Origin of the sequence: Mesorhizobium sp. SARCC-RB16n (assembly GCF_008520305.1) — a bacterium.
In the GTDB taxonomy this organism is placed as follows: domain Bacteria; phylum Pseudomonadota; class Alphaproteobacteria; order Rhizobiales; family Rhizobiaceae; genus Mesorhizobium.
Genome location: NZ_ML703264.1, coordinates 364,948 through 378,470 on the forward strand (window position 1 = coordinate 364,948; position 13,523 = coordinate 378,470).

Below are 13,523 nucleotides of genomic sequence, written 5' to 3' on the forward strand. Positions count from 1 at the left end.
CGTCGCTCTGGCTGACGGCGCCGGTGCGCTGCCGTTTGGCTGGGATGGTAGGCTTACTTGAACACCTTGTCGGGTGCGTCGAGGCTATCGGAGCCTTCGAAGGCGATGGTGTTCAACTTCAACGAACCGACCGCACGCTCGATCGACTTGGTCTGGTCGATCAGCGCATCGATCGCCGCCTGAACAGTGGCATTGCCCGCGGTATTGCCTTCGGCGATCTGCTGGTCATAGGCCTCGCCGGCCTCGGCCCGCGCCTTGATCGCCTCCATCTTGGCGACGGTGACATCGAGCTTGTCAGACAGTTCCCTGTCGATCGCCGGATCGGCCGCCTTCACCATGTCCGACACCGATGGCCCCGAAACGACGGTGCCGTCCAGCCTGGTGTAGCTGGCGTGGTAGGCGGCGCGGATGCCGACGGCGTCATAGAGATGCGAGTTGTAGGTGTTGTCCGAGAAGCAGTCCTGCTCCTCTTCGGGATCGTGCAGCAACAGCCCGAGTTTCATGCGTTCGCCTGCCAGTTCGCCATAGGACAGCGAGCCCATGCCGGTGAAGATAATCGAGATGGCGGTATTCGGTTCGCCATCGACGAGGTTCTTGCGCGCGGCGCCGTCTTCCTTCCAGTCGTTGACCATCTTCTGCAGGTCCGAGACCAGAAGGCCAGTCGCCGACTTCAGGTACTCTGCGCGACGGTCGCAATTGCCTCCGGTGCAGTTCTTCAGGTCGTAATCCGTATAGGGACGCTCGCCGGCGCCCGGACCGGTGCCGTGCAGGTCCTGGCCCCAGAGCAGGAATTCGATGGCGTGATAGCCGGTGGCGACGTTGGCTTCGATGCCGCCAGCCTGCTGCAGCGTGCCGGACAGGAATTCCGGCGAAAGCTTCGACGCATCGACCTTCTTGCCGTTGATCTCGATCTCCTTGTTGGCGATCACATCGGCGGTATAGAGCGAATTCGCGTCGGACTCGGTGCCGTAGCTCTTGGCGACATAATCGATCAGGCCTTCGTCCAGCGGCCAGGAATTCACCTCACCTTCCCAGTCATCGACGATCTTGTTGCCGAAGCGGTAGACCTCAGTCTGCTGGTAGGGCGCCCGCGATGCCTTCCAAGCGTCGCGGGCGGCATTGAGCGTTTCCGCCGACGGGTTGGCAAGCAGGGCATCGACCGCCTTGTCGAGTGCCTGCACCGTGGTCAGCGAATCCTCATATTTGGCAAGCCCGATGTCGGCATAGGTCTTGATGACCGCCTTCGCATCGGTTTCTGCCTTGGCGGGCAGCACGAACACCGCTGCCGTCAGCAGCGCCGTGGCGCCGATCGCCGCAAGCCTGCCGCCATACCGTGCAGTCATCATCACTCTCCAGTTTCTCGGGAATTCTGCGAACTGCGCGCGCGGCAGCCAGCACCAGGCCGTGTGCACGCCACCGGCCGCAAGGTATGCCGCGCTATCGCGCGGCTCAGGGAAGAAAGACACCAAAAATGCCTCCAATCGAACGGGTTCAAGGCCCAGACATCAAAGGGATGCGCCAATGCGCGAGCTTCCTTAAAGCTTCGAGTCCGATGGAAGTCAATCCAAATTACCGGAAAAGCCAATTGAAACAATAGTTTAGAATTATTCTAAACTACGACGGTCAACTTTACGCGTCGCTGCACCGGCTTTGCGGCCAAACTGTACGATTGACAGTCGCCATCCCGGGTGCGACCCGCAAACCCTCTCTTGCGGCGGCGCCAGACAATTGCCACTTGGCGGGACGTCCTAGGATCGAACGGGATCGGAATGCGATGAAAAACGGCGTGGTCATTGTCGGTGCGGGTCATGCGGGCGTGCAGGCGGCCGCAAGTCTGCGCGAGGATGGCTATGATGGGCCGGTGATCCTGGTCGGCGACGAGAACGAACTGCCCTACCACAAGCCACCGCTGTCGAAGACCTTCATCAAGGATGCCGAGGCCAAGCCGCAACCGCTTCGGGGCGAGGCCTTCTACACCGGCAGCGCCATCGACTACCGGCCGGATATCCGGATCGAGCGCATCGATGCCGGCCGCAACAGTCTCGACATTGCCGGCGGCGGCGCACTTGCCTTCGACCATCTGATCCTGGCGACCGGATCGCGCCCGCGCCTATTGCCACTGCCCGGTGCGGAGCTTTCCGGCGTACTGTCGCTGCGCTCGCTGGCCGATGCGCGGCGGATCCGGGAGCTGAGCGCGCAGAGCGAAGATGTCGTCATCCTCGGCGGCGGCTTCATCGGGCTAGAGATCGCAGCGACGCTGCGGGCTGCCGGCCGCACAGTGACGGTCGTCGAAGCGGTCGACCGGCTGCTCGGCCGCGCCGTGGCGCCGGTCGTGGCGAGTCATGTCCGGCAAAGGCTGGAAGCGACAGGCGTGCGCATCCTCACCGGCACCTCGATTTCAAGGCTCGACGGCGAAAACGGCCATGTCACGGCCGCGATCACCTCATCAGGCGAAAGGCTGCCGGCGCGCATGGTCGTCGTCGGCATCGGCGCCGTGCCGAATGTCGAACTGGCGCAAGCCGCCGGCCTTGCCGTCGCCAACGGCATCCGCGTCGATCACCAGATGCGCAGCTCGGTGCCGGAGATTCTAGCAATCGGCGACGCCGCCTCGTACCGGCATTGGTTCACCGGCGGCGACGTGCGACTGGAATCGGTGCAGAACGCCACCGACCAGGCGCGCCTCGCAGCACGGACCATCACCGGCCACACCGATGCCTATTCGGCGGTGCCATGGTTCTGGTCCGACATCGGCGACATGAAATTGCAGATGGTCGGCCTGACCGCCGGCGGCGACAGCCATGTCGTGCTCGGCGATCTCGCTGACAACAAGTTCTCGATCTACCACTACGCCGGCGACAGCCTGCTCGGCATCGAATCCGTCAACCGCCCCGGGGACCACATGCTTGGCCGCAAGATGCTCGGCGCCGGTTTCTCGCCGACGCCGCAGGCGGTTGCGACAGGGCCAGATGAGTTGAAGGCGGCGCTTGCAGCGTTCCAGCAGGCCGCGCCGACCCGCGCTGCGGAGTGATGCGACGCACCGCGGACCCCGAGCATCAGGCGGCGCAGACTTCGCGGATCGAGCTTTCCAGGATGTCGAGCGCCTCGTTCATGACCTCGTCCTGGATGGTAATTGGCGCCAGGAAGCGGATGACGTTGCCGTAGACGCCGCAGGTCAAGAGGATCAGGCCCTTGTCGAGCGCCTTCAGGCGGATCGCGTTGGCGATCTCGGCCGACGGCAGGCCCTTCTTGACGTCGTTGAACTCGACCGCGTTCATGAAGCCCAAACCCCTGATGTCGACAATCTCGGGCACGTCGTCACGGATCGACTGCAGACGCTGCTTAAGCCTCGCACCCAGCGTGTTGGCGCGGTCGCAGAGCTTTTCGTCCTCGATGACATCCAGAACCGCATGTGCCGCGGCAACGCCGATCGGGCTGCCGCCATAGGTGCCGCCGAGGCCGCCGGGGCTGGGCGCATCCATGATCTCGGCGCGGCCGGTGACCGCCGACAGCGGGAAGCCGCCGGCCAGGCTCTTGGCCATTGTGGTGATGTCGGCCGCCACCTCATGATGGTCCATGGCGAACATCTTGCCGGTACGGGCAAAGCCGGTCTGCACCTCATCGGCAATGAGCAGCATGCCGTGCTGGTCGCAGAGCTTGCGCAGCGCCGTCAGGAGTTCGCGCGGCGCGTCGTAGAAGCCGCCCTCGCCCTGAACCGGCTCGATGATGATCGCGGCGACCCGGGCCGGATCGACATCCGCCTTGAACAGCTTGTCGAGTGCGGCCAGCGAATCGGCCACCGAGACACCATGCAGTTGCACGGGGAACGGCACGTGGTAGACGTCGCCCGGCATGGCTCCGAAGCCAACCTTGTAGGGCACGACCTTGCCGGTCAGCGCCATGCCCATGAAGGTGCGGCCGTGGAAGCCGCCGCCAAAGGCGATGACGGCCTGGCGGCCGGTGGCATTGCGAGCGATCTTGATGGCGTTCTCGACCGCCTCGGCGCCGGTGGTGACGAAGATCGTCTTCTTCTCGAACTTGCCGGGCAGCATTGCGTTCAACCGTTCGGCCAGCCTGACATAGCTTTCATAAGGAACCACCTGGTGGCAGGTGTGGGTAAAACGGTCGAGCTGCGCCTTGACCGCCTCGATCACCCTGGGGTGGCGGTGGCCGGTGTTGACGACGGCGATGCCCGAGGAGAAGTCGATATAGCGGCGGCCCTCGACATCCCAGATCTCCGAGTTCTCGGCCCGGTCGGCGTAGATCTGCGTGGTCATGCCGACACCGCGCGAGATCGACTGGTTCTTGCGTTCGGAAATGGCGGAGTTCTTCATGATATCCCTCACCGGGCCGTCGCCCGTTCTGTTTGATGCCGTCTGCAAGTCTTCTGGCCTTATTTCATGTTTTCCTCAAGTCGGCACCGTCGACTGGCAATTGGGCCTGTGGCGGTGCCTTGCGACGTCCTGCCACACTTTCAACTGGCCGATCCGTACATGTACGGATGTCCGGCCGGCTCCTTGCATGTTCCTTTTTTCCGGGGATCGACTATCTTGGCTGCCTGCGACGCGGCACCGTGAGCTGCGCTTTGCGCGGATGAGGGAACCATGAGCAGGAACGTGACGTCGTCCGCCCCGCCGCCATCGGTCAGCACCTTCAACCTTTTGCCATTTCGCAGTGTCCCAACCATTCTGACCTGCACGGCAGCAATGCTGCTGGCCGGCTGCCAGAAGCAGGAGGCGGCGAACAAACTGCCGGTAATGGTGCGCACCGAGACGGTGGCGATCGCCGACTATGCGCCGAGAACGTCGCTGACCGGGGTGATCGCGGCGCGCACGCTGAACAATCTTTCGTTCCGGGTCGGTGGCCGCGTCGCCGAACGGCTTGTCGATGTCGGCCAACACGTAGACCAGGGCGCGGTGCTTGCCCGCATTGACCCGCAGGAGCAGGAATCCGATTTGCGTTCGGCGCAGGCCGATCTCGATGCCGCGCAGGCGCAATTGACGCAGGCCGCGGCCACGTTCGAGCGGCAAAAGACGCTGCTTGCCCAGGGCTTCACCACCAGGCGCGACTATGACACCGCCGACCAGGCGCTGAAGGTGGCGAAAGGCAGCGTCGATGCCGCGCAGAGCGCGCTCGCCAATGCCCAGCAGAACCTGTCCTTCACCGAACTCAAGGCCGGTGCGGCCGGCGTGATCACCGCCCGGCAGGTCGAGGCTGGCCAGGTGGTGCAGGCGGCGCAAACCGTCTTCACCGTCGCCGAGGACGGCGACCGCGACGCGGTGTTCAATGTGCAGGAGACGCTGGTCGCCAGGACGCCGACCTCTCCGGCGGTGACGATCACGCTGTTGTCCGATCCGCAGGTCAGGGCAACAGGCAAGGTGCGCGAAATCTCGCCGGCGGTCGACCCGACCTCGGGCTCGATAAGGGTCAAGGTCGCCATTCCCGACACGCCCGCCGGTATGCCGCTGGGGGCGGCCGTCATCGGCTCGGTCGGCGCCAAGCCGGCGAAGGCGATCCTTTTGCCTTGGCAGGCCCTGACATCCAGCGCCGGCAAGCCGGCGGTCTGGCTCGTCGATCCCGCGACCAAGGCGGTGACGACGACTCCTGTCGAGGTGCTGGCCTACGATTCGGGACCCGTCGTCATCGCCAAAGGGCTGGTCGCGGGCCAGAGCGTGGTGACTGCGGGCGGGCAGTTGCTCAGCCCCGGCCAAACGGTCGAGATATCGGGAGCGGCGCAATGAAGCGGCTGCTACCCGTCCTGCTTGGCCTTGCCGTGCTTGGCGCGCTCGCAGCCTGCTCGAAATCGGACGAAAAGCCTCCGGAGATCATCCGGCCGGTGCAGTCCGTGGTGATCGAGCCGCGCACCACCCAGACTTTCGGCTTCGCCGGCTCGGTCGAGCCGCAGGTCAGTGCCGATCTTGCCTTCCGGCTGCTCGGGCGCGTCGTCTCGCGCGACGTCAAGGTCGGCGACATCGTCACCAAAGGCACGACGATCGCGGCACTCGACCCGACCGCGCTGGAGCTGGCCGTCCAGGCGGCCAAGGCCGAACTCTCCAATGCCGAGGCGCAATTCGCCAATGCCGCCGCCAGCGAGGAGCGCCAGCGCCAGTTGCTCACCTCGGCCAATACGTCGCAGTCGGTCTTCGACGCAGCGCAGCAGGCACGCAAAGCCGCGGAAGCCAGTGTCGAGCGGGCCAAGGCTTCGCTGGCCAAATCGCAGGAGCAGCTAGGCTATGCGAGGCTGTTCTCTGATTTCGACGGCGTCGTCACCGCCGTCGGCGCCGAGGTAGGCCAGACGGTCTCGGCCGGGCAGACGGTCGTCACAGTGGCGCGCTCGGACCCGCGCGAGGCTGTTGTCGACATTCCCGACCAGTTGACCGGCGACCTGACGGCCGGCACGCCGTTCCAGGTCATCTTGCAGTCGCTGCCGACGATCCAGATTGAGGCCAAGTTGCGCGAGATCGCGCCCCAGGCCGAGGGCTCGACCCGAACACGCCGCGTCAAGCTGACGCTGATCGATCCACCACAGGCCTTCAGGCTCGGCTCGACGGTAACGGCGACCCGGATGACCAAGGTCGTACCAACGATCGAGCTGCCCATGTCGGCGCTGCTTGAAAAGGACGGCTCCGACAAGGTCTGGATCGTCGACCCGCAGACCTCGAGCGTGAGCATGCACGTGGTCAAGATCGCATCGAAGAATGGCGGAACCTTCACCGTGGCCGAAGGGCTTGAAGCCGGCATGCGGGTCGTCACGGCGGGCGTCCACAGCCTGAGTGAAGGCCAGAAGGTCAAAGTGCCCGAGGGAGGGGCCTCATGAAGGGCTTCAACCTCTCCGACTGGGCGCTCAACCACCGCTCGATGGTCTGGTACTTCATGCTGGTCTTCGTGGTGGCCGGCGTGTTTTCCTATCTCAATCTCGGCCGCGAGGAAGATCCGGCCTTCACCATCAAGACCATGATCGTCCAGGCCAACTGGCCGGGCGCCTCGGTCAATGAAACGGTGCGGCAGGTGACCGACCGCATCGAGAAGAAGCTTGAGGAACTCGACAGCCTCGACTACACCAAATCGGTTACGACAGCCGGCCAGACTGTCATCTTCGTCAACCTGAAGGACACCACCAAGGCGCGCGATGTCGTGCCGAATTGGATTCAGGTCCGCAACATGGTCAACGACATCAAGGCGCAGTTTCCGCAAGGCGTGCAGGGACCGTTCTTCAACGACCGCTTCGGCGATGTCTACGGCAACATCTATGCCTTCACCGCCGACGGGCTGACGCCACGCCAATTGCGCGATTATGTGGAGGATGTCAGGACCAAGATCCTGACCGTGCCCAATGCCGGCAAGGTCGACCTGGTCGGCGCGCAGGACGAGGCCATCTATCTCGAATTCTCGACGCGCCAGATAGCGGCGCTTGGCCTCAACCAGCAGCAAATCGTGGCCAGCCTGCAGGCGCAGAATGCGATCACGCCGTCCGGCGTCATCCAGTCCGGGCCGGAGCGCATCAGCGTCCGCGTCGGCGGCCAGTTCACCTCCGAGGAGAGCCTGCGCGCCATCAATCTGCGCGTCAACGACCGGTTCTTTCGGCTGAGCGACGTGGCGACAATCACGCGCGGTTACGTCGACCCGCCTACGGCCTTGTTCCGCTTCAACGGCCAAAACGCGATCGGGCTTGCCATCGGCATGAAGCCCAACGCCAACCTGCTCAAATTCGGCGAGGCACTGCACGAGGAGATGAACAAGGTGTTGGCCGACCTGCCGGTCGGCGTCGGCGTGCACCTGGTCGCCGACCAGCCCGTCATCGTCGAGGAAGCGGTTTCGGGTTTCACGCGCGCGCTGTTCGAGGCGGTGGCCATCGTGCTCGCGGTGTCGTTCATCAGCCTCGGCATGCGCGCCGGCTTCGTGGTGGCCCTGTCGATCCCACTGGTGCTGGCCATCACCTTCACTGTCATGGAATATCTCGGCATATCGCTGCAGCGCATTTCACTCGGCGCGCTGATCATCGCGCTCGGACTGCTGGTCGACGACGCGATGATCGCGGTCGAAATGATGGTGGCTCGGCTGGAGGTTGGCGATAGCCTGCGCAAGGCGGCTACCTATGTCTACACCTCGACCGCCTTCCCCATGCTGACCGGCACGCTGGTGACGGTCGCCGGCTTCATCCCGATCGGCCTCAACTCGAGTGCTGCCGGCGAATACACCTTCACTCTGTTCGTCGTCATCGCCGTATCGCTGCTGGTGTCCTGGATCGTGGCGGTACTGTTCGCGCCGCTGCTCGGCGTCACCATCCTGCCGGCGACGATGAAGGCCAAGCATCACGACCAGCCGGGTCGCTTCGCTTCGCTGTTCCGGCGCGTGCTTGTCGGCTCGGTGCGCCATCACTGGCTGACCGTCATCGCCACGGTATTGTTGTTTGCCGCTTCGATCGCCGGCTTCGGACTGGTACAGCAGCAGTTCTTCCCACCTTCCGACCGGCCGGAGCTGATCGTCGATTGGAACCTGCCACAGAACTCCTCGATTGCCGAAACGCGCGACCAGATGGAGCGCTTCGAACAGCGGGCGCTGGTCGGCAATCCCGACATCGACCACTTTTCCTCCTATATCGGTCAGGGTGCCGTGCGCTTCGTGCTGACCTATGACGTGCAGCCGGCCAATCCCTATTTCGGCCAGACCGTGATCGTCACCAAGAGCATCGAGGCGCGCAACCGGGTGAAGCCGGCGCTGGAGAAGCTGCTACGCGCGGAGTTTGTCGGCACCGACGCCTTCGTCAAGCCGCTTGAGCTTGGACCCCCAGTCGGGCGCCCGGTGCAGTACCGCGTCGGCGGTCCCGACATCCAGACGGTGCGAGAACTGGCGCAGCAGTTCGCCGGCGTGGTCTCGGCCAATTCGAAACTTGCAGCGCCGACCTTCGACTGGAACGAACCGCAGCGGGTGCTGAGGGTCGACGTGCTGCAGGACAAGGCGCGGCAGCTCGGCATCACCTCCTCCGACATCGCCAGCGCGCTGAACAGCACGGTCGGCGGCGCCACCATCACCCAGGTGCGCGATGCCACCTATCTGATCGATGTCGTGGCCCGCTCACGGGAAGCCGAGCGTGGCTCGATCGAGACGTTGCAGAACATGCAACTGCCGACCAGCACCGGCGAGGCCATTCCGCTCGCGGCGGTGGCAAATTTCCACTACGACCTGGAGCAGCCGACGGTTTGGCGGCGCGACCGCATCCCGACCATCACCGTGCGCGCGGGCCTGGTCGGCGACGTGCTGCCGGCAACCGTCGTCAACGAGTTGAAACCGTCGGTCGACGCCTTCATCACCAAGCTGCCGCCTGGCTATTCAGTCGCGACCGCCGGCTCCGTCGAGGAAAGCGCCAAGAGCCAGGGGCCAATCGCGGCCGTGGTGCCACTGATGCTGTTCGTCATGGCGACCATCCTGATGGTGCAGTTGCAGAGCTTCCAGCGCCTGTTCCTGGTGGTGGCGGTGGCGCCGCTGGGCCTGATCGGCGTGGTGGCGGCCCTGGTGCCGAGCGGCGCGCCGCTCGGCTTCGTCGCCATCCTCGGCGTGCTGGCGCTGATCGGCATCCTGATCCGCAACTCTGTCATTCTGATCGTGCAGATCGAGGATCTCGTCGCCGAGGGCAAGCATCGCTGGGCGGCCGTCATCGAAGCGACAGAGCACCGCATGCGGCCGATCGCGCTGACGGCCGCCGCCGCCAGCCTGGCGCTCATCCCGATCGCGCGCGAAGTGTTCTGGGGTCCGATGGCCTACGCCATGATGGGCGGCATCATCGCGGGCACCGCGATCACACTGCTGTTCCTGCCGTCGCTTTATGTGACGTGGTTCCGGATCAAGGAGCCGAAAGACGCAGGGGAAGGCGATGCGCAACAGGGAGAGATCCTGCCGGAAAGCGGAGCTGCCTGACGCGGCGTCGGACAGCTATCGTGAAATTTGCTCGGGAGCGGTTCTCACAAACCCTTCGCTGGCCCTGAGCAAATTGCGTGTATAATCCTTCGTCACGCGGCGCTCGACGAGGTCATTTGCAATCAGATTCTCCACCGCCTCGCCGCCCTGCATCACCATCAGCCGCTCGCACATATGGGTGATGATGGCGAGATCGTGGCTGACCATCAGGAAGGTCAGCTTGCGCCGGCGGCGGATTTCCTCCAGCAGGTTGAGCACTTCCGCCTGCACCGAGGCATCAAGGGCCGAGGTCGGCTCGTCGAGCAGCAGGATCGAGGGTTCGAGAATGAGTGCACGCGCGATCGCCACGCGTTGGCGCTGGCCGCCCGAGAGCTGGTGTGCGTAGCGGAAGCGGAAGCCGTTGCCGAGACCGACCTCGTCTAGTGCGCGTTCGATGCGCTTTTCGCCATCGGCAAAGCCGTGGATGGCAAGCGGCTCCTGCAGCAGGCGGTCGACGGTCTGGCGCGGGTGCAGCGAACCATACGGGTCCTGGAAGACCATCTGCACTTCGCGGTAAAAGGCCTTGTCGCGGCGCGCGCCGAGCGTCTTGCCGTTGACGGTGATGTTGCCCGAGGCGACCGGCGCGAGGCCGGCGATGGCCCGCAGCAATGTCGATTTGCCGGAGCCGGATTCGCCGACAAGGCCGAAGGATTCACCCGGCTGCACGTCGAGGCTGACGCCCTTCAGCGCGCGGAAGCGGTCGAAGATCACCTCCAGCCTGTCGACGGCAATCGCTGATGTCATGCCGCCCACTCCGGCTTGCGGTCGAGCACCGGCAGCGGATGACGGTCGGCGCCGATCTTTGGCATGCAGTTGAGCAGCCCGCGCGTGTAGGGATGCTGGGCCTGGCTGAGCTCCGAGGCCTTGAGCTGCTCGACCACCTTGCCGGCATACATGACGATGACGCGGTCGCAGAAAGAGGAAACCAGGCGCAGATCGTGCGAGATGAAGATCAGCCCCATGCCGCGCTCGCTGACCAGCCGGTCGAGGATACCGAGCACGTCGAGTTGCACCGTGACGTCGAGCGCCGAGGTCGGCTCGTCGGCGATCATCATTTCCGGCCCGGCGATCAGCATCATGGCGATCATGGCGCGCTGGCCCATGCCGCCCGACACTTCGTGCGGATGCAGGTCGAAGACGCGTTTGGGATCGCGGATCTGCACCGCCTCCAGCATGGCCAGCGCGCGATCGCGCGCCTCGGCCTTGCCGACCTTCTCATGGGTGCGCAGCGTCTCGACGATCTGGCGGCCAATGCTCATCACCGGGTCGAGCGAATATTTCGGATCCTGCAGGATCATGGCGATGCGGTTGCCCCGCAACGCCCGGCGTTGGCGTGGCGAGACGCCGAGCAGGTCGATGCCGTCGAAGATCAATTTGTTGGCCGATATCCGCGCCTGCGGCGGTGTCAGGCCCATGATGGCGCGGCCCGTCTGCGACTTGCCCGAGCCGGACTCGCCGACGATGCCGAGGCGTTCGCGGCCAAGCGAAAAGGAAACGCCGCGCACCGCCTCGACCAGACCGGTGCGGGTCGGAAAGGTGACGCGCAGATCATCTACCTCAAGGAGTGTCACCGTCTGGCCGCTCATTGGTCACCGCTGCGGGGATCGAGTGCGTCGCGCAGGCCGTCGCCGAGCAGGTTGAACCCAAGGCTGACGATGAGGATGGCGAAGCCAGGCGCGCCGGCCACCCACCATTGGTCGAGGATGAAGCGGCGGCCCGAAGCGATCATGGTGCCCCATTCCGGCAGCGGCGGCTGCGCGCCAAGGCCGAGGAAGCCGAGGCCCGCGGCCGTCAGGATGATGCCGGCCATGTCGAGCGTCACGCGGACGATCAGCGAGGAGATGCACAACGGCATGATGTGGCGCAGCACGATGCGGAAAGGCGAGGCGCCCATCAATTGCACTGCCTTGATGTAGTCCGAGTTGCGCACTGTGAGCGTCTCGGCCCGAGCGATGCGCGCATAGGGCGGCCAGGAGGTGATGGCGATCGCCAGCACGGCGTTCTCGATGCCGGGGCCAAGGGCGGCGACGAAGGCCAGTGCCAGCACCAGCTTGGGGAAGGCAAGGAAGATGTCGGTGATGCGCATCAAGATGGCATCGGTCCAACCGCCGGCATAGCCGGCGACGGTACCGACCAGCAGGCCGATGGGTGCGGCGATGATTGCGACCAGGACAACGACATAAAGCGTCCAGCGGGAGCCGTAGAGAATGCGCGAATAGATGTCGCGGCCAAGGTCGTCGGTGCCGAACCAGTGCTGCGCACTCGGCGCCAGCAGCCGCGCGTTCTTCAGGTCGCCGAAGGTCGGCGAATATGGCGCCAGCACACCGGCAAGGGCGGCGACGGCCAACAGGGCGATGATGATCAGCAGCCCGACAAAGGCCAGACGATTGGCGGAAAAGCGCCGCCAAGCGACATAGGCGCGGCCGAGCCTTGCCTGCATGCGCGATGCCGGCCGCTCGCTGAGCAGCCAGTCGCGACGGCTTTGGGTCGCCTCGGCGCTCATGCGGATTTCGTCCTCGGATCGAGCAGCCGGTAAAGCAAGTCGGACAGAAGGTTGATGGCTATGAACACCGAGCCGATGACGATGGTGCCGCCGAGTACGGCGTTCATGTCGGCGTTCTGCAGCGAATTGGTGATGTAGAGGCCAATGCCGGGCCAGGAGAAGACGGTCTCGGTCAGCACCGAGCCCTCGAGCAGCCCGGCATAGGACAACGCGATCACTGTCACCATCGGCACGGCGGCATTGCGCAGCGCGTGGCCCCAGATGATGCGGGTTTCCGACAGGCCCTTGGCGCGCGCCGCGACGACATATTCCTGGGCGAGCTCATTGAGCATGAACGAGCGCGTCATGCGGCTGATGTAGGCGAGCGAGAAATAGCCGAGCAACGAGGCCGGCAAGATGATGTGCCGGAAGGCATCGTAGAAGACGTCCCACTGTCCCTGCATCGCGGAGTCGAGCAGATAGAAACCGGTGATCGGCGTGAAGGTGTATTCGTAGACGACGTCAAGCCGTGCAGGGAAGGCCACCCATTGCAGCTTGGCATAGAACAGGACGAGCCCAAGCAGACCGAGCCAGAAGATCGGGACGGAATAACCGATCAGGCCGATGACGCGCACGATCTGGTCGATGAGGCTGCCCCGCTTCACCGCGGCCAGCACGCCAAGCGGTACGCCAAACAGCGCGCCGATCAGTGTCCCCAGTGTCGCCAGTTCCGTCGTTGCCGGAAGCGCGCGGCGGATGTCGGTCATGACCGGATTGGTGGTCAGCACCGAGGTGCCGAAATCGCCGTTCAGGGCGTTTTTCACATAGATGTAGAACTGCTCGATCAGCGGCAGGTCGAGGCCCATCTCGCGGCGCGTGCGCTCGACGACATTGAGAGGTGCCCGGTCGCCGAGCACCGCCAGCACCGGGTCGATCGGGATGACCCGGCCAATGAAGAAAGTGACCGCGAGCAGACCAAGATAGGTCGTTACCGCGATGACCAGAAAGCGGCCGAGCGATGATGCAAGGGCGATGGCGCGGGCGCTGCCGCGCCCGCTCTCGTTTTCAATCGCGCTCATGCGGCGCGTCC

10 protein-coding genes are annotated in these 13,523 nt (G+C 64.6%); 4 read left to right on the forward strand and 6 right to left on the reverse strand.

Annotated features, from left to right (window positions below; translation table 11 throughout):
- Positions 1–53: 53 nt before the first annotated feature.
- Complete coding sequence (locus C7I87_RS12465) at positions 54–1,343, reverse strand: imelysin family protein (protein WP_149904480.1); 1,290 nt, start codon at positions 1,341–1,343, stop codon at positions 54–56.
- Between the two features lie 431 nt (positions 1,344–1,774).
- Between C7I87_RS12465 and C7I87_RS12470 the strand changes: the two genes are divergently transcribed.
- Entirely contained in the window at positions 1,775–3,028 is a 1,254-nt protein-coding gene (locus tag C7I87_RS12470; protein WP_149904481.1) for an NAD(P)/FAD-dependent oxidoreductase, read from the forward strand.
- Between the two features lie 25 nt (positions 3,029–3,053).
- On the opposite strand, the gene C7I87_RS12475 is transcribed toward C7I87_RS12470, so the two are convergent.
- Positions 3,054–4,331: a 4-aminobutyrate--2-oxoglutarate transaminase gene (locus C7I87_RS12475; protein ID WP_127870729.1), complete on the reverse strand. Its 1,278-nt coding sequence runs from the start codon at positions 4,329–4,331 to the stop codon at positions 3,054–3,056.
- Between the two features lie 270 nt (positions 4,332–4,601).
- Here C7I87_RS12475 and C7I87_RS12480 point away from each other — a divergent pair, with 270 nt between their 5' ends.
- From C7I87_RS12480 to C7I87_RS12490, 3 genes are read left to right on the forward strand one after another with little or no spacing between them, the layout of a single operon-like run.
- Positions 4,602–5,738 (forward strand): efflux RND transporter periplasmic adaptor subunit, encoded by a 1,137-nt coding sequence (locus tag C7I87_RS12480; RefSeq protein WP_149904482.1) that lies wholly within the window; start codon positions 4,602–4,604, stop codon positions 5,736–5,738.
- Positions 5,735–6,814, forward strand: coding sequence for an efflux RND transporter periplasmic adaptor subunit (locus C7I87_RS12485; protein ID WP_149904483.1), 1,080 nt, complete (start codon positions 5,735–5,737; stop codon positions 6,812–6,814). The genes C7I87_RS12480 and C7I87_RS12485 overlap by 4 nt, the downstream gene beginning before the upstream one ends.
- On the forward strand, positions 6,811–9,912 hold the full coding sequence (locus tag C7I87_RS12490; RefSeq protein ID WP_149904484.1) for an efflux RND transporter permease subunit: 3,102 nt from the start codon (positions 6,811–6,813) through the stop codon (positions 9,910–9,912). The genes C7I87_RS12485 and C7I87_RS12490 overlap by 4 nt, the downstream gene beginning before the upstream one ends.
- 15 nt (positions 9,913–9,927) lie before the next feature.
- Here the strand turns inward: C7I87_RS12490 and C7I87_RS12495 are convergent, their stop codons facing one another.
- From C7I87_RS12495 to C7I87_RS12510, 4 genes are read right to left on the reverse strand one after another with little or no spacing between them, the layout of a single operon-like run.
- Positions 9,928–10,695, reverse strand: a complete 768-nt coding sequence (locus tag C7I87_RS12495; RefSeq protein WP_149904485.1) for an ABC transporter ATP-binding protein — start codon at positions 10,693–10,695, stop codon at positions 9,928–9,930.
- Positions 10,692–11,537, reverse strand: a complete 846-nt coding sequence (locus tag C7I87_RS12500; protein WP_149904486.1) for an ABC transporter ATP-binding protein — start codon at positions 11,535–11,537, stop codon at positions 10,692–10,694. The genes C7I87_RS12495 and C7I87_RS12500 overlap by 4 nt, the downstream gene beginning before the upstream one ends.
- Positions 11,534–12,454, reverse strand: coding sequence for a nickel transporter permease (gene nikC, locus C7I87_RS12505; protein WP_149904487.1), 921 nt, complete (start codon positions 12,452–12,454; stop codon positions 11,534–11,536). The genes C7I87_RS12500 and nikC overlap by 4 nt, the downstream gene beginning before the upstream one ends.
- Complete coding sequence (locus C7I87_RS12510; RefSeq protein ID WP_149904488.1) at positions 12,451–13,512, reverse strand: ABC transporter permease; 1,062 nt, start codon at positions 13,510–13,512, stop codon at positions 12,451–12,453. Before C7I87_RS12510 ends, nikC begins: the two co-directional genes overlap by 4 nt.
- Positions 13,513–13,523: the final 11 nt, after the last annotated feature.

What these genes read in the sequence shown, in the direction of transcription:
- C7I87_RS12465 (WP_149904480.1), bottom strand. Translation starts at nt 1,343, where the DNA reads ATGACTGCACGGTATGGCGGCAGGCTTGCGGCGATCGGCGCCACGGCG.
- C7I87_RS12470 (WP_149904481.1), top strand. Translation starts at nt 1,775, where the DNA reads ATGAAAAACGGCGTGGTCATTGTCGGTGCGGGTCATGCGGGCGTGCAG.
- C7I87_RS12475 (WP_127870729.1), bottom strand. Translation starts at nt 4,331, where the DNA reads ATGAAGAACTCCGCCATTTCCGAACGCAAGAACCAGTCGATCTCGCGC.
- C7I87_RS12480 (WP_149904482.1), top strand. Translation starts at nt 4,602, where the DNA reads ATGAGCAGGAACGTGACGTCGTCCGCCCCGCCGCCATCGGTCAGCACC.
- C7I87_RS12485 (WP_149904483.1), top strand. Translation starts at nt 5,735, where the DNA reads ATGAAGCGGCTGCTACCCGTCCTGCTTGGCCTTGCCGTGCTTGGCGCG.
- C7I87_RS12490 (WP_149904484.1), top strand. Translation starts at nt 6,811, where the DNA reads ATGAAGGGCTTCAACCTCTCCGACTGGGCGCTCAACCACCGCTCGATG.
- C7I87_RS12495 (WP_149904485.1), bottom strand. Translation starts at nt 10,695, where the DNA reads ATGACATCAGCGATTGCCGTCGACAGGCTGGAGGTGATCTTCGACCGC.
- C7I87_RS12500 (WP_149904486.1), bottom strand. Translation starts at nt 11,537, where the DNA reads ATGAGCGGCCAGACGGTGACACTCCTTGAGGTAGATGATCTGCGCGTC.
- nikC (WP_149904487.1), bottom strand. Translation starts at nt 12,454, where the DNA reads ATGAGCGCCGAGGCGACCCAAAGCCGTCGCGACTGGCTGCTCAGCGAG.
- C7I87_RS12510 (WP_149904488.1), bottom strand. Translation starts at nt 13,512, where the DNA reads ATGAGCGCGATTGAAAACGAGAGCGGGCGCGGCAGCGCCCGCGCCATC.